The sequence below is a fragment of the Streptomyces sp. NPDC002537 genome (genome assembly GCF_053594975.1).
This window is the reverse complement of sequence record NZ_JBSFWT010000120.1, coordinates 1-16,041: the sequence shown is the minus strand read 5'-3', so window position 1 is coordinate 16,041 and position 16,041 is coordinate 1. Positions and strand designations below refer to the sequence as shown.

Below are 16,041 nucleotides of genomic sequence, written 5' to 3'. Positions count from 1 at the left end.
CCACCACCGATCTCATCCGCTTAGGAGTGGGGCCCGAGCGTGCGCGGTTGTAGGCCCGCGCGCCGCGCCGGCCCCCCCCCCCCCGGCCCCCCGGGCCGGCCACCTGGCGGGCCAGCCGGTACGGGGACGAGCGGTACCAGCCGTACGACAGGGCGAAGCCGAAGGCGAGACAGAGCAGACCGCCGACCGCGTCCAGCCAGAAGTGGTTGGCGGTCGCCACGATCACCACCAGCGTCGCCACCGGGTAGAGCGCCCCCAGCACCCTCACCCACACCGGGCGGGCCAGCATCGCGATGGTGACACCGCACCACGTCGACCAGCCGATGTGCATCGACGGCATCGCCGCGTACTGGTTGGACACGTCCGCCAGGTTGCCCGAGGCCATCGAGCCCCAGGTGTGGTGCACCACGACCGTGTCGATGAAGTCCACGTTGTTCATCAGCCGCGGCGGGGCCAGCGGATAGAGGTAGTAGCCGAGCAACGCGACGGCCGTGGTGGCGAAGAGGACCAGCCGCGCGGCGGCGTACCGGCCCGGGTGCCACCGGTAGAGCCACACCAGCACCCCGATGGTGAGCACGAAGTGCAGGGTGGCGTAGTAGTAGTTCATCCCCACGACCAGCCACGTCACCGAATCGACGGCGTGGTTGACCGTGCGTTCCACGGCGATGTGCAGGGTGTTCTCGGTGCGCCAGATCCAGTCGGCGTTGCGCAGCGCCGCGTCCCGCTGTTCCGGCACGGCGTTGCGCACGAGGGAGTACGTCCAGTAGCTCACCGCGATCAGCAGTACTTCGAACCACAGGCGTGGTCGGCGCGGTGAACGCAGCTTCCGCAGGAAGTCCCGTTGCGCCGACGGCCGGTCCGCTCGCTCCTCGGTGGGTGGCGGGGCGGCCGTGCGGCCTTCCAGTGTCCTTACTGTCGCTTCACCCATAGCGAACCAGTCTGCCAGAAAGCAGCCTGGGGCAGATCATCCCCAAGTCTGGTCTTCGCCGCATTCCGCCTGGTTCGCCACCACCGTACGGGGGCCCGTACGCGCGCCCGTACGGGCCTGTCCGGGCACTTCGGTATCCGCGCCGACACGGGCCGTGCCCGGCGCCGAGGCGGTTGAACCCCGGACCACCAACTCGGGCAGGAACACGAACTCGCTGTGCGGCGCCGGGGTGCCGCCGACCTCCTCCAGCAGCGCCCCCACGGCCGCCTGTCCCATCGCCTGCACCGGCTGCCGGATCGTGGTCAGCGGCGGGTCCGTGAAGGCGATGAGGGGCGAGTCGTCGAAGCCCACCACCGAGACGTCCCGCGGCACCTCCAGGCCGCCCTGGCGGGCCGCCCGCACGGCGCCCAGCGCCATCATGTCGCTCGCGCACACCACGGCCGTGCAGCCCCGCCCGATGAGCGCGGCGGCGGCTGCCTGGCCGCCCTCCAGGCTGAACAGCGAGTGCTGGACCAGTTCCCGCGCCTCGGGCTCCGAGAGCCCCAGGCGGTCGTGCACGGCCGCCAGGAAGCCCTCGATCTTCCGCTGCACCGGCACATACCGCTCCGGCCCCAGCGCCAGCCCGATCCTGCGGTGCCCCAGTGCGGCCAGATGGGTGACGGCGAGCCGGACGGCCGCCCGGTCGTCGGGGGAGACGAAGGGCGCCCGCACCTTGTCCGAGAAGCCGTTGATGAGCACGAACGGCACGCCCTGGGCGCGCAGCCGCTCGTAGCGCTGCATATCCGCGGACGTGTCCGCGTGCAACCCGGAGACGAAGATGATCCCGGCGACCCCCCGGTCCACCAGCATCTCGGTCAGCTCGTCCTCCGTCGAACCGCCCGGGGTCTGGGTGGCCAGCACCGGTGTGAACCCCTGCCGGGTCAGCGCCTGCCCTATGACCTGCGCGAACGCGGGGAAGATGGGGTTGTCCAGCTCCGGGGTGATCAGCCCGACCAGGCCCGCGCTGCGCTGCCGCAGCCGCACCGGCCGCTCGTAGCCCAGCACGTCGAGCGCGGCCAGCACGGACTGGCGGGTGGAGGCGGCCACCCCCGGCTTCCCGTTGAGGACACGGCTGACGGTTGCTTCGCTGACACCCGCCTGGGCTGCGATGTCGGATAGCCGGGCGGTCACAGGACCGGACCTTACCGGTCGCATCTCAGACCGCCCACCAGACACAGGAATCCGAGGGCAGGCGCACCGTGCCGCCGCCGAACTCCAGCGCCGACGTCGCCAGCACCGGACGGCCCGGGACCGGCAGTTCCACCTCCGTGCCCAGGGTGTTGAGCACGCACACGAAACCGGGCCGGGAGAAGGCCAGCACCCCCTCGGGCGCGTCCAGCCAGACCATCTCCCCGTCGCCCAGGCCCGGCAGCTCACGACGGAGCGTCAGCGCCGAGCGGTACAGCTCCAGCGTCGAGCGCGGGTCGCCCGACTGCGCCGCCACCGACAGCTCCCGCCACTCCTCCGGCTGCGGCAGCCAGCTGCCGCCCGGCCCGAAGCCGTACGGGGCCGACGCGCCCGACCACGGGATCGGCACCCGGCAGCCGTCCCGGGTGCCGTCCTGGCCGTCGCCCCGGAAGAACGCCGGGTCCTGGCGCACCTCGTCCGGCAGGTCCACCACCTCCGGCAGCCCCAGCTCCTCGCCCTGGTACACATACGCCGAGCCCGGCAGCGCCAGCATCAGCAGCGCCGCCGCCCGCGCCCGCCGCAGGCCCGGCCCGCCCCCGCCGTAGCGGGTCGCGTGCCGCACCACGTCGTGGTTGGACAGCACCCACGTCGTCGGCGCCCCCACCGACAGCGTGGCCGCCAGCGACTCGTCGATCACCTTCCGCATCGCCTGCGCGTCCCAGTCGCAGGTCAGGAACTGGAAGTTGAACGCCTGGTGCAGCTCGTCCGGGCGCACGTACAGCGCCAGCCGCTCCGAGGTCGGCGCCCATGCCTCCGCCACCCCGATCCGCTCGCCCTCGTAACCGTCCAGCAGCGCCCGCCACGCGCGGTGGATCTCGTGCACCCCGTCCTGGTCGAAGAACGGCAGCACCTGCGCGCCGATCAGCTTCGCCTGCTCCTTGCGGCCGATGTCCGGCAGCCCCGGCGCCTTCACCATGCCGTGCGCCACGTCGATCCGGAAGCCGTCCACGCCCAGGTCCAGCCAGAACCGCAGCACCGACTCGAACTCCGCCCGGACCTCCGCGTTCTCCCAGTTGAGGTCCGGCTGCTCGGGCGCGAACAGGTGCAGGTACCACTCGCCCGGCGTGCCGTCCGGGCCGGCCGTCCGGGTCCAGGCCGGGCCGCCGAAGACGGACTCCCAGTCGTTCGGCGGCAGTTCGCCCGCCGCCCCCTTGCCCGGCCGGAAGTGGTAACGCTCGCGGGCCGTCCCCCCCGGGCGGTCCGCGAGCGCGGCCCTGAACCACGCGTGCTGCTCCGACGTGTGGTTGGGCACGATGTCGACGATGACCCGCAGCCCCAGCCGGTGCGCCTCCCGCACCAGGTCGTCCGCGTCCGACAGGTCCCCGAACAGCGGGTCCACCGCACGGTAGTCCGCGACGTCGTAGCCGCCGTCCGCCTGCGGCGAGGCGTAGAACGGCGTCAGCCACACCGCGTCCACCCCCAGCTCCGCCAGGTGCGGCAGCCGCTGCCGGACCCCGCGCAGATCACCGATGCCGTCACCGTCGCTGTCGGCGAACGAGCGCACGTACACCTGGTAGATGACGGCGCTGCGCCACCAGCCGTCCGCGTGCGCGGACGGGGCGGCGGCCGGGCGGACGGAGGGCGCGAGATCCTGGGTCATGTACTTCCCTAGGTGTCGAAGGGTGCCGAACAGTACGGTCACGGAAGAAGGCGGTACGGAAGGCAGTACGTGGCACAGCGGTGGTACGAACGGGTCAACGCGCGCTCCACGCGTCCGGTGACGCACCGCGGGCCGGGGTCAGCCCTTGGTGCCGCCCGCGGTCAGCCCGGCGACCAGGTGCCGCTGGGCGAGGAAGAAGACGACGGCTGCCGGGATGGTGATGAGCACCGCCGCGGCCGTCATCAGCCCCCACTCGGCCTTCTGCTGGCCGACGAAGGTCTGGAGCCCGACCGCGAGGGTGTAGTGCTCCTCGCTGCTCATGAACTGGGAGGCGAAGGCGACTTCGCCCCACGCGGTGACGAAGGAGTAGAAGGCGGTGACGGCCAGACCGGGCCGGGCGAGCGGCAGCACCAGCCGCCAGAAGGTGCCGAACGGGCTCAGCCCGTCCACCCGGCCCGCCTCGTCGATCTCGGCGGGAATGGTGTCGAAGTACCCCTTGAGCATCCAGGCGCAGAACGGCACGGATACCGAGCAGTAGGTCACGATCAGACCGGTGTAGGAGTCCAGGAGTTCGAGCTCACCCAGAATGTTGTACAGCGGCACGATCAGCACCGCCATCGGGAACATTTGGACGATCAGGAAGGTCCACATCAGCGGCCGGTGCCCGGGGAACCGCATCCGCGACACGGCGTAGCCGGCCGTCGCCGCCGTGAACACCCCGAGCAGCGTCGCCCCCAGCGCCACGACCACCGAATTCCCGAACCACGTCAGGAACTTGGTGTGCTCCAGGACGTGCGTGTAGTTGGAGACGCCGAAGCCGACGAACCGCGTCGGCTCCTGCCAGCCGTCCCGCCCGCGCAGCGACACGAAGACCACGAACAGCACGGGGAAGACCGTGGCCAGGCTCGCCAGGACCAGCGCCGTGTGCAGCGCCGCCGAGGCGCCGCGCGAGCGCTCGCCGCGGGCCCGTGGGGTGGTGGAACTCATCGTGCGGCCTCCTGTCGGGAGAGCATCCGGCGGTGGAGGACGGCGAAGACCAGCAGCAGGGAGAGGATGAGGATGCCGTACGTCGCCGACCCCGCGTAGTCGCGCACGCCCTGGAAGGCGAGCCGGTAGGCGTACGTCACCAGGATCTCGCTGTCGGAGCTCGCGCCCTGCCCGATCAGCAGGTAGATCACCTGGAACATGTTGAACGTCCAGATGACGCCCAGCAGGATCACCGTCCCGCTCACCGGCCGCAGCCCCGGCAGCGTCACGTGCCGGAACCGCTGCCAGGGCGACGCGCCGTCCATCTCCGCCGCCTCGTGCAGCTCCTTCGGTATCGCCTGGAGCCCGCCGAGGATCGCCACCATCATGAACGGCACGCCCAGCCATACGTTGACCGCCACCGCCGACACCTTCTGCAGCGTGCCGTCCCCGAGCCAGTCCACGGGAGCCAGGCCCAGCTTCGCCAGGAAGGCGTTGAGCACGCCGTACTTCTCGTTGAACATCAGCCGCCAGGAGAACGTCGCGACGAACGCCGGCACCGCCCACGGCAGGATCAGCAGCACCCGGTACAGCGCCCGGAACCGCATCGGCCGGTTGAGCAGCAGCGCCAGCCCGAGGCCGATCGTGTAGTGCAGGAACACACAGGACGCGGTCCACACCACGGTCCAGCCCAGCCGGGGGTAGAAGTGCCCCTCCTGACCGGACAGCACCTTCCAGTAGTTGTCCAGGCCCACCGAACGGTACGTCGACGCGATGTGGTTGACGCCGATGGTGCGGCCGACGTTGGCCTCGTCGGCGTCGGTGAAGGAGAGGTAGATGCCCCGCCCCAGCGGATAGCCGACGAGCACCGCCAGCACCACGACCACCGGCAGCACCATGGCCCAGGCGTACCAATGGGTGTCGAAGGAGCGCTTGGCCCGGGTGACGAGTGCGGTCATCGGACCCTACTCCGCGATCCCGTAGTCCTTGAGGAGCGCGGACCGCCACGCCTTGGCCGTGGCGTCCGCACCCTCCTTCGGCTGCTCCTTCAGCGTCAGGATCTTGGTGTAGTGCTGGAGCCAGTCGGTGAAGAGGTCACCGCTCTGCGGGAGTTGCGGCCGCAGGTGCGCCTTGCCCAGCGCGTCGTAGAACGACTTGCGCACCGGGTCGGCCAGCACCTCCTGGGTGTACGCCGACTTGCGGGTCGGCAGCACCCCGATGTCCTTCGACACGGCCTCCTGCTGCGCGGCCTCCGTCATGAACCGGGTGAAGAGGTAGGAGGCGTCGAAGTTCTTCGACCCCGCGTAGACCACCAGGTTGTGGCCGCCCACCGGCGCGCCCGCGGTACCCGTGGAACCCGCCGGGACCGGCGCGATGCCCAGGTTCCCCTTCGCCTTGTAGGCGTCGCCGCCGAAGATCTCCTTCGTCGCCCACGGCCCGTCGATCAGCATCGCCAGCTTGCCGTTCTTGAAGTCCGTCTTCAGCGCGTTGTAGCCGTCCGTACCGGCCGGCTTCGGCGCGGCACCGGAGGTGATCAGGTCGACGGCCGTTTCGATGCCCTTCACGGACGCCGCGTCCGCGATGGTGATCTTCTTCTTGCCGACGTCGACCAGGTCGCTGTTCTCGCCGTAGAGGAACGGCAGCGCGTAGTAGCCGTCCGGGCTGAGGCCGATGCCCTCGGCGCCCGTCTTCTCCTTGATCTTCAGGGCCGCCTCCTTGGCGGCCTTCCAGTCGGCCGGCGGCTTGTCGATGCCCGCCTTCCGGAACAGCTCCTTGTTCCAGAGCAGTCCGAGGGTGTCGGTGACCTGCGGGACGCCGTACGTCTTGCCCTGGTACGCGGCGTTCTTCAGCGGCCCGTCCAGGAAGTCGTCCGGCTTGTCGAGCGCGGGCGTCCCGGTGAGGTCCTTGAGATAGCCGAGCTGGGCGAAGCCCGGGGTCCAGCCGACGTCCGAGCGCAGCACGTCGGGCGCGCCCTTGCCGGTGGTGGCGGCGGTCTTGAACTTCTGCTGCGCCTGGTCGAAGGGCACGTTGACGTAATCGACCTTGATCTTGGGGTACTTGGCCTCGAAGGCCGACACCAGCTTCTTGAAGGCCGGGGCCTCGTTGGTCGCGTCCGAGGTGTCCCACCAGGTGACGGTGCCGCTCACGCTGCCCGGGTCGTCCGCCGCCTTGGAGCCGTCGCCGCCGCTGCCGCCGCCGTCACCGCCGCACGCGGTCGCGGTCAGGGCCAGCACGCCGACGGCGGCCACAACCGATATGCCTCTTCGCATATGGATCTCCTCATCAAGGAGGCCGACCGGTCACGGGCGGCCCGAGCTGTGGAGGAAGGTAACAGGCTGAAATCTCTTGCGAAAGGGCTTGCAAGAAGGAGACGGCAAGATTTCCGGGTCGTAACCCAGGTGTGTCCTAGGGGGTTGACCGGCGTCGACGCTCCTCGTACGGTCTCGGGGCGCGGTACTTCGACGCTTTCTTGGCGCAGTTTTGCGACGTGTTGCGCAAGAACCTTCATGGGGCGCGTCCCCCGTGGACCCGCGCACCCCCACCGTCAGGAGCCCCCATGGCCCTCTCCGCCATGCCCGGAACCGGGACCGGAACCGCCCGAAGAGCGCTGGCCGCGGCGGCGGCCTTCCTCGCCTGCGCCGCGCTCGGCGGCGCGCCACCGGCACGGGCGAGCGCGCCCGGCGACAAGGACGTCACGGCCGTCCTCTTCGAGTGGCGCTACGACGCGGTCGGCAGGGAGTGCAAGGACGCGCTCGGGCCCGCCGGTTACGGCTACGTCCAGGTGTCACCGCCCCAGGAGCACATCCAGGGCCCGCAGTGGTGGACCTCGTACCAGCCCGTCGGCTACCGGATCGCCGGGCGGCTCGGCGACCGGGCGGCCTTCGCGGGCATGGTCGACGCCTGTCACACGGCGGGCGTGAAGGTCGTCGTGGACGCCGTCGTCAATCACATGTCCGCCGGATCGGGCACCGGCACCGGCGGCACGCCGTATACGAAGTACGCCTATCCGGGCACCTATCAGGACCGGGACTTCCACACCTGCCGCAAGCCCGTCGCCGACTACACCGACCGGTCCGACGTCCAGAACTGCGAGCTCGTCGGCCTCGCCGACCTCGACACCGGCAGCGACCACGTCCGCGCCCGCCTCGCGGAGTACCTGAACGACCTCCTCTCGCTGGGTGCCGACGGCTTCCGCGTCGACGCCGCGAAGCACATCGCGGCGGACGACCTGGCGGCGGTCAAGTCCCGCCTCACCAAGCCGGACGTCTACTGGAAACAGGAGACGATCTACGGCACGGGCGAGGCCGTACGGCCCGAGGAGTACGTACGCAACGGGGACGTCCAGGAGTTCCGTTACGCGTGGGACCTCAAACGCGTCTTCCAGCGCGAACGGCTGGCGTATCTGAAGAACTACGGCGAGGGCTGGGGATATCTGCCCGGCGCCCAGGCCTCCGTCTTCGTCGACAACCATGACACGGAGCGCAACGGCGACACCCTCACCTACAAGGACGGCGCCGCCTACACCCTCGCCCACGTCTTCATGCTCGCCTGGCCCTACGGCTCACCGGACGTCCACTCGGGCTACGAGTTCACCGACCGCGACGCGGGCCCGCCCAACGGCGGCTCGGTCACGGCCTGTTGGCTTGGGGGCACCTCCCGGCCGGAGGCTGGGGGAGGATGGAAGTGCCAGCACGCCTGGCCCGAGATCAGGGCGATGGTCGGATTCCGTAACGCGGTGCGCGGCGAGCCGGTGTCCGACTGGTGGGACAACGGCTACCAGGCGATCGCCTTCGGCCGCGGCGGCAAGGGCTATGTGGTCGTCAACCACGAGGGCTTCGCGCTGAGCCGGACGTTCCGGACGTCGCTGCCGGGGGGCGACTACTGCGACGTGCAGTCGGGGCGCCGGGTGACGGTCTCCCCGGACGGCACCTTCACGGCGACGGTGGCCCCGGACACGGCTCTGGCGCTGCACGTGGGGGCGCGCGCCTGCGGCCGGTGACGGAACCTCCGGCCGGCCCAGTGGCTGATACGCCGTCAGGAAAGCTGTGGCGTCAGTGCCGCGAGGCGGGTGATCAGGTCCAGGAACGGTCCCTCGGCCGAGGCGTCGGCCAGGAGGAGGTGGAGGACCTCCGCCATGCCCTCGTCGTAGGCCGCGCTCACCGCGGTGAGCGCGGCGAAGTCGTGGACGAGCTGGCGCTCCAGCTCGGCGCGGGGGATGCGGCGGCCGTCGAGCCAGAGCAGGGCCGTGGTCTCCGTGAGGGAGATCCAGGAACGGACGGCGAGCTCCAGCCGCGGCGGCGGGGACTGCACCGAGAGATGGGCGAGCACCTCCTCGTACGCCGCCCGCCGCACCCCGTCGATGATGGCGCAGGTCCTGCCGCGCCCGGCCGCCGGACCCCCGCGCATCAGGGCCGAGAAGCCCGTGCCGTGCTCCTCGACGAAGTCGAAGAACCGGCTCATCACCCGCGCCAGCCGCGCGCCCAGCGGACCCTCGCGCGGCTCGGTGAACAGCGCCGTCAGCTCGTCCGCGGCCCGCCGCAGCGCCGCCTCGTACAGGCTCTGCTTGCCGGGGAAGTAGTGATAGACGAGCGGCCGGGATATCCCGGCCGCCGCTGCGATCTCATCGATGGAGACGTCGTCGGGGGAACGATGCCCGAACAGTTCGAGGGCGACCGCGATCAACTGCTCGCGCCGCTGCTCGACACCCATCCTGCGCCGCACCCCGTTCGTCATGGCGGTCATCCTAACCGCAGGCCGGAGGGGCGATCACGCCCAGAACCCCGCCGTGCGGGGGCTGTTCGTCACTGGATGGCGGTCAGCTTCCTGCCGTCCGTCAGCCGCGCGACGAGCTGGGTCCGGGCACCCGGCTTCACCGGGGCGGACAGCAGGCGGCCGGGCGAGGTGGCCTGCACCGCGCCGGTCGCCGTGATCGACCCGACGTCGTCGCTGCCCGCCGCGAGCGCGTACCAGGAACCGCCGGGCGACTTCCACAGGACGCCCGCCAGGGCGTGCGGATCGTGCGTCCCGCACGCGGGGGAGTCGTCGGCGCGGGCCACGGACGCGCTCTGCGCGCCCGGCCGGGCCCCGGGGACCTGGAACAGCGCCAGCACCCGGCTCCCCGCACCCCGCCAGGTCTCCGCCCGGGTGCACAGCCACTCGGCGCTGCCGGACGCGCCGCCGGGCAGCGGCTGCGTCGCGTACGGCCAGGAGTTCACCGAGCGCACGCCCTGCGACCGTACGGTCTGCAGGTGGCAGGCGGTGTGCGCCCAGTCGGCGCGGGCCGACGGGCCGGTGACGTCGTGCTGCGCGCCGGGGGCGCCCGTGGTGAGCCGGGCCGGGGTCAGCTCGCCGAGGTCGGTCACCAGCCGCCCGCCCATCTGGAGAGCGGGCCAGCCGGCGCAGGCGCTCGTCGGGGCGGGGCTGAGCGTCGGGTCGGTCACCCCGTCGGCGGCGACGCGCAGCGGCTGCCCGCCCTCGCCGGGCTTGAGGAGGTCGCGCACGGTCACCTCGGTCACCCAAGGGGCCGTCAGATAGCGGACGTTGCTGTCGGCCCGGCCGACCACGACGGCGGTCGCGGAATCCGTGTCGGAGGCGTCCGCGCGGGCGAAGTCCAGGGCCGCGCCGCCCGTGTCACCGCTCTTCGCCTCCGCGTACCGCACCAGGCGCAGCCCGTCGTGGAACACCACGACCACCGCCTGGCCGACCTCGCCCGCGTACAGCAGCTGGGGCGGGCCCGCGGCGGGCCCGGTGGCGGTGCCGGGGGTCGACGTGACCCGCACGCCGCTGCCCGGCCGCGCCCATACGGCGAGGGCGCGGCGCAGCAGCTCCCGGTCACCGGTGCGGCCGCCGCGCGCGGGCCAGACCTCGAACCCGGAGCGGTCGGCGCGTTTCCAGGCCCCGTCGGCCGCCTTGGTCAACTTGGCCGGGTCGAGGGCCTGTTGGGCGGCGGCGTTCTGCGCGTAGGGCGGGGCGGCCGCGCCGTCCGGGCCCCAGCCGCCGCCCGGCAGGCCCAGCAGCGTCGCGCACACGGCCGCGGCGGCCGCCGCACCGACCGCGGCCCGCGCGTGCTGGCGGCGGCGCATCAGATCCGTCGGCCTGGCCTGGAGGGAACACGGGTCGAACTCCATCGACTCCAGCAGCGAGCCGTCCCGGCTGCCCGCGGGCGCCCGCAGCCCGGCGGCCTCCGCCACCGCCGCGGCCGGGTCCGCCACCCCGGCGGCCGCGAGCACCTGCCGCACGTCGCGCTCGGACGGCAGCTCCAGCGCGCGCAGCACGTACGCGGCCCGGCCGGGGCCGGAGAGCGCGGCGAGTGCCTGGTCCAGGGCGAGTTCGTCGGCGCCGCCGGAGCGCGGGAACAGCCGCAGGCCCCACACCTGCGGCAGCAGCGGCGGGAGCTGGCCCGGTTTGGGGAGCTGCCACCGCCCGCGCGGCCGCCCCGCCTCCAGCGCGGCCCGCAGCACCCGCTGACGGACGTACGCGTAGCCCGGGTCGGCCGGCGAACCGGCGGCCCCGCGTGGAGCGGGCACCGCGAGCTCGGAGGAAGCGACCTTGTTGCGCGGCAGCGCCCGCTGTACCAGGGAGTGCGCGGTCAGCACACGGCGGTTGCGGCCCAGCGCCGGCGGCAGCACGAGATACCCGAGCCGTACGAGGCGCGGGTAGTGCTCGATGAGCGCGGCCTCCGCCTGCTCGACGTCGACGGGCGGGACGGTCCGGGGGGCTGTCGCTTGCTGCTCCACGGTCCGTAGAACGAGTGAATGGTGAGATGGTCACCTCACCCCCGTAGGGCGCCGACCCCGCGCGCATGGGGGCGTACCGTGCCGGAGCGCGCCCGCCGGACCGCCCCGCGCGCCGGGTGCGCTACGCCACGCAGCGGGCGCGGATGCGGTCGACGGCCTCGTCCGCGATGCCGAGCCCCTCGCGGACGTACGCCTCCACCCCGCCGTAGGCGCGGTCCATTTCCTCCAGCGCCGCCGCGAGGTAGGCCGGGCGCACCCCGAGGACCGCGTCGGGGATCTCCGGGTCGCCGCCCGCCGCGACGAAGCGGTCGATCAGGGGCGCGAAGGCGGCGCGCACGGCCGGGTTGACCGAGAGGTACTCCTCCCGGACCGCGGCCTCGTCCGCGCCGAGGAGCAGCAGGATCACGGTGGCCGCCCAGCCCGTGCGGTCCTTGCCCGCCGTGCAGTGGAAGAGCAGAGGGCCGCAGTCCGGTTCGGCGAGGGCCGACAGCAGGAGGCGGTACGCGTCGCAGGCGGGCTCGGAGCGGACGAAGGCGCGGTAGGCGTCGCAGAGCAGCTTCTCCGCCTTGCCGTTGCCGAGGTGCTCCTCCGCGACGGCCGGGCTGCCGAGCACCGAGTCCAGCCTGGCGGGGACCTGGTCGCCGCCCTGCGCACCGGCCGCCATCACGTCCGCGACGATCAGTCGGGCGCCCTCGGGCAGCTGGTCGGGGCGGGCCCGGCGCTCCTGCTCGGTGCGCAGGTCCACGACCGTGTGGATGCCGAGGGCGGCGACGGCGGGGTCCTGCTCCGGGTCGAGCCTGTCGAGCTGGCCGGAGCGGAGCAGCAGGCCGGGGCGTACGGCGGAATTGCCGGTCAGCGCGATGCCGCCGAGGTCGCGGAGGTTGATGATGGTCGAGGCATCGAACTGCGGCATGGGCGATTCTCCCTATTTCGGATATCTACCGTTATTGTGCCGAACGGTAGCCGAGGCCGCGCGGTCCGGCGGAGCCGGGTGCCTCACGGTAGCCCGCACCGGCCGTTGGTGCGGGTCCGTCGCGCGGGGCTGCGCCCCGGACCCCGCAACACGGCTTCGCCGCGTTGTCCTCAATCGCCGGACGGGCTGGATTCGCGGACTGCGGCTTTTTGACCTGCGGCCCGCAGGCTGCGGGACTACGTCCGCAAAATCCAGCCCGTCCGGGGCACCTCCCAGCGGTAGCTGGGGGAGGCGGCCCCTCAGCCCAGGTGCCACGCGTCGAATTCCGTCAGGCCCCGTTCGCCGCTCCCGTCGTTGCCCGCGCTCAGGAAGAGGCCCACGTCCAGCGGGGCGCGGGCCGTGCCCGGCACCCGTACCTCCGCGAGCGTCCGCCATCCGTCGCCGGAGGACCACTCCGCGAGGAAGGAGCCCGTACCGGTGCGGCCGAGCCGGAGCAGGACGGGAGCCCTGACGCCGGTGACGCGGCGGTAGCCGTCGAACGTCCCGGACCCGCTCGTGTCGTACGAGAGCACCACCCCCTCCCGGGGTGTCACGGCGAGGTTCACCGCCCCGCCCGACCTCCCGGCGAGCCGGTTGCGCACGATGAGGCCCGAGCGCGCCCAGGCCCCCGTGTCCGTCTGGCCGGCGACCCGCACGGTCGCCGAGACGCCCACCGGCAGCGCCCTCGCGCGATAGACCGCGCCGAACTGCTCGGTGGCCCGCCACAGGTCGTCGCCCGAGCCGTCGATCGCGAAGCGGTCGGCGCCCAACTGGCCGAAGACGGCGGCGTTGCCGCTGACCGTGTGCCATCCGGGCGCGAGCGGCCCGGCCAGGAACAGCGACCCGGGCCGTACGCTCCGCACCCGCTCCCCGCCCTGCGGGCCGTAGCGGGCGCCCGCCTCGTAGGGGAGCCGCCGCAGCGGCCGGTCCAGCGGCGCGGCGGGCACCGTGACGCGCCAGCGGGCCGTACCGGTGGCGCCCGGCGCCAGGCCGGGCAGCGAAGTAGGGCCCTGCGCCACGCCGTTGAGGCCCGCCAGGCCGAGGTCGACGGGGCCGGTGGCCCGCAGGCCGTTCATATTGGTGAGCGAGACGCCGACCACGGCGTGTCCGCCCGGCGGCACGGCGGCCGGGACCGCGGCCGTGACCAGGGTGCCCTGATAGGGGGCGGCGGCCAGCACGTCCCGCACCCGCACGGCCGTACGGTACGGGTCGGCCACCGGCCGCAGCGGATACGCCCCGCCCTGCCGCGTCCACGGCTCCTCCAGCGCGAACCAGTCCACGGCCCGCGGCGCCCGGCCCTCCCGCAGCGCGTCCTCCAGCTCCTCCAGCCACCGCCGCCAGCGCGGCAGATAGAAGTCGCCCATCAGACCGTGCCAGTCGCGGTTCGCGTAGTCGTGCAGCTTCCCGCCGTCGGAGGTCGCCCGGCCGCCCCATATGGTCAGCAGCGCCCGGCCCGCCCGCTCCAGTTCGGCGGACTCCTCCGGGCCGGTGCCCATGGCCCGCGCCGCCGCGTCCCACGGGCCGAGCAGGAACGCCCGGTGCGTGCCCGCGACGTCGTCGGCCAGGCGCATCAGCTTCAGCCACAGCGCCGCCAGGGCGCGGAAGGCGGCCAGGTCCCGGCGGCCGTGGGCGGCGCGCAGCTCGGGCAGGAGCTGCCGGCTGCGGTGCGCGAGCGCCTGCCGTGCGACGTCGGCGAGGTCGTAACGGTAGGTGTCGCGGTCGCGCAGCTCCGCGCCGACGGCCAGCAGCCCGGCCAGCGCCGCGTCGAAGCGGACCGGGTCGTACGACAGGTCGCCCGGCGCGTACTCCCCGGCCCGGTCGGTGGCCAGGTCCGGGCGGGCCGCGAAGAGGCTGTCGTGCGGGTCGCTGCGCTCGGGCGCGTGCTGCCGGTACGCGGTGTCGCGGAGCGCCGCCCACGCGCTCCGCGCGGCGGCGTCCGGGCGGCCGTAACGGAAGTCGGCGTACGCGGCGAACCACTGCGCCCGGTCCGGCGCCTGGTCCCGCCACGCCAGCTCGGAGAAGTACTCGAAGGCGGCCGGGTCGCGGTCGGCGGCCTCCGGCAGATAGGCCGTACCGGCCAGCGCGCTCCCGGGCCGGTCCCGCCACGCGTGGAACTTCGCGTCCCAGACGTGGGTCTTCGCACCCAGCGTGGTCCGCCCGCCGAAGTTCGGGATCGAGCCGAAGGCGTACGGGGTGCCGCCCCAGTCCCGCTCCCGGTCCGTGACGCCCGTGAAGCGGTCGGAGACCCCGTCGACGATCAGCATCCGCTTCCGGTCGACGGCACCGAGCAGCTCCGGCAGCGGGTTGTTCTCCCAGCCGAGGATCACCCACGTCGCGTCCGGGTGCGCGGCGCGCAGCGCCCGCTCGACGCCGCGGGCGGCGGCCGCCACGGGGACGTCGCCCGCGGCGCCGCCCTCGTGCAGCAGGTCCATCTTGAAGTGCGCCGCCGCGCCGAACAGTTCGGCCTGATGACGGTAGAAGACGGCCGCGGTACGGGCGAAGACCGCCGTGCGCGGGTCGAGCCAGTCGGGGCGCCTGAAGCCGTGCCACTCGCCCTGCGGCACGACGCGCGCGCCGGGGTTGCGGTCGGCGAAGCCGTCCGGCACCGCCCCGTAGTAGCCCGGGAGGACGGGCGCCATGCCCAGCTCGCGCAGCCGGTCGCAGATCCGCCGGCCCAGCGCGGCCCGCCCGGCGATCAGCGCGGGGGAGAGGGGGCCGCCGAAGCCGCTCAGGTTCTGCAGCAGCCACCACGGCTGGTGGGAGGGCGCGGGCAGCCAGGCACGGGCCTCGGCGTCGGTGTAGCCGCAGTCCGTCAGGGTGCGGTGGTGCACCGCCTCCTGCCCGGCGATCACCAGCACCTCGTTGCAGCCGTGCAGCGCGAGGACGTCGATCATCCGCTCCCAGTACGGCCAGTCGGCGTACGGGAAGGTGTAGCCGTCATTGGTGTCGTTGAGCGCGAAGCGGTGCGGCAGGGTGGTGGACCGCCGCAGCGGGCGCCCCGGGGCGGGGAGCTCACGCGGCAGGTCCAGATGACCGGCGCTCCAGGTGATGTGCGCCCCGCACACGTACTTGAGGTACCAGTGCACGCCCGTCAGCAGCACCGCCGGGCTCGTCCCCGACACCTCGATCCGGCCGGTGCGGCCCGTGACCTCGAAGCGGTCCCTTCCCGGCGGGAGCGGCGACAGACGGAACTGCCGCGCGTGGTCGGGCAGCAGGCGCTCCAGCGCGGCGCGCGCGGGGGAGGCGTCGAAGGGCGGCCCGCCTGCCGCGCCGGCGGTGCCGGGAGCCCCGAGGGCGACCCCCACGGCCGCCGCGCCGGCGGTGCCCAGCAGCGTACGTCTCGGCAGCTCTCTCATAGCGCTCCCCACTGTGCGATACGAGACGGCGGCGATGTGTGAGGCGCACACGGCCCGCGGGGCATATCCCCCCGCCCGCCCTGTCCTTAACCGGATAGGGGTGCCCCCTTGCGGGCTCTGGCTGCGAGCCGTCTTGCCGCCTGCGGCGGGAACGCCCTTCGGGCGTGTCCTCAATCGCCGGACGGGCTGATTTTGCGGGCGTAGTCCGCAGCCTGCGGGCCGCAAGCCTGCGGGCCGCAGGTCAAAGAGCTACGGTCCGCGAAATTCAGCCCGTC

At 73.0% G+C, this 16,041-nt stretch carries 10 protein-coding genes and 1 pseudogene; 1 reads left to right on the top strand and 10 read right to left on the bottom strand.

Features of this window, described 5'->3' with window-relative positions:
• From ACWD4A_RS32710 to ACWD4A_RS32685, 6 genes are all read right to left on the bottom strand, one after another.
• Positions 1-928: phosphatase PAP2 family protein (locus tag ACWD4A_RS32710; protein WP_451199658.1), on the bottom strand; the 928-nt coding region annotated here is incomplete at its 3' end.
• A 36-nt stretch (positions 929-964) separates the two neighbouring features.
• Positions 965-2,098 (bottom strand): LacI family DNA-binding transcriptional regulator, encoded by a 1,134-nt coding sequence (locus ACWD4A_RS32705; protein WP_451199656.1) that lies wholly within the window; start codon positions 2,096-2,098, stop codon positions 965-967.
• Positions 2,099-2,123: 25 nt separating this feature from the next.
• Positions 2,124-3,755, bottom strand: coding sequence for a glycoside hydrolase family 13 protein (locus ACWD4A_RS32700; RefSeq protein ID WP_451199654.1), 1,632 nt, complete (start codon positions 3,753-3,755; stop codon positions 2,124-2,126).
• Positions 3,756-3,893: 138 nt separating this feature from the next.
• The gene (locus tag ACWD4A_RS32695) at positions 3,894-4,742 is read right to left on the bottom strand and encodes a sugar ABC transporter permease (RefSeq protein WP_451199652.1); all 849 of its coding nucleotides are present in this window, start codon (positions 4,740-4,742) and stop codon (positions 3,894-3,896) included.
• The gene (locus tag ACWD4A_RS32690; RefSeq protein ID WP_451199650.1) at positions 4,739-5,680 is read right to left on the bottom strand and encodes a carbohydrate ABC transporter permease; all 942 of its coding nucleotides are present in this window, start codon (positions 5,678-5,680) and stop codon (positions 4,739-4,741) included. The genes ACWD4A_RS32695 and ACWD4A_RS32690 overlap by 4 nt, the downstream gene beginning before the upstream one ends.
• Before the next feature lie 6 nt (positions 5,681-5,686).
• Positions 5,687-6,991: an extracellular solute-binding protein gene (locus tag ACWD4A_RS32685; protein WP_451199648.1), complete on the bottom strand. Its 1,305-nt coding sequence runs from the start codon at positions 6,989-6,991 to the stop codon at positions 5,687-5,689.
• 302 nt (positions 6,992-7,293) lie between these two features.
• On the opposite strand from ACWD4A_RS32685, the pseudogene ACWD4A_RS32680 reads away from it, so the two are divergent.
• A pseudogene (locus ACWD4A_RS32680) lies at positions 7,294-8,715 on the top strand (alpha-amylase); the annotation flags it as partial.
• 41 nt (positions 8,716-8,756) lie between these two features.
• Here the strand turns inward: ACWD4A_RS32680 and ACWD4A_RS32675 are convergent.
• The 4 genes from ACWD4A_RS32675 to ACWD4A_RS32660 form a co-directional block, all read right to left on the bottom strand.
• Entirely contained in the window at positions 8,757-9,455 is a 699-nt protein-coding gene (locus ACWD4A_RS32675) for a TetR/AcrR family transcriptional regulator (protein WP_451199646.1), read from the bottom strand.
• 68 nt (positions 9,456-9,523) lie between these two features.
• Positions 9,524-11,458 carry a hypothetical protein gene (locus tag ACWD4A_RS32670; RefSeq protein ID WP_451199645.1) on the bottom strand — a complete coding sequence of 645 codons (1,935 nt, stop codon included), beginning with the start codon at positions 11,456-11,458 and terminating at the stop codon, positions 9,524-9,526.
• A 121-nt stretch (positions 11,459-11,579) separates the two neighbouring features.
• Entirely contained in the window at positions 11,580-12,371 is a 792-nt protein-coding gene (locus ACWD4A_RS32665) for a tyrosine-protein phosphatase (RefSeq protein WP_451199643.1), read from the bottom strand.
• Positions 12,372-12,670: 299 nt separating this feature from the next.
• Positions 12,671-15,766 (bottom strand): alpha-N-acetylglucosaminidase, encoded by a 3,096-nt coding sequence (locus ACWD4A_RS32660; protein WP_451199642.1) that lies wholly within the window; start codon positions 15,764-15,766, stop codon positions 12,671-12,673.
• Between the last annotated feature and the right edge of the window lie 275 nt (positions 15,767-16,041).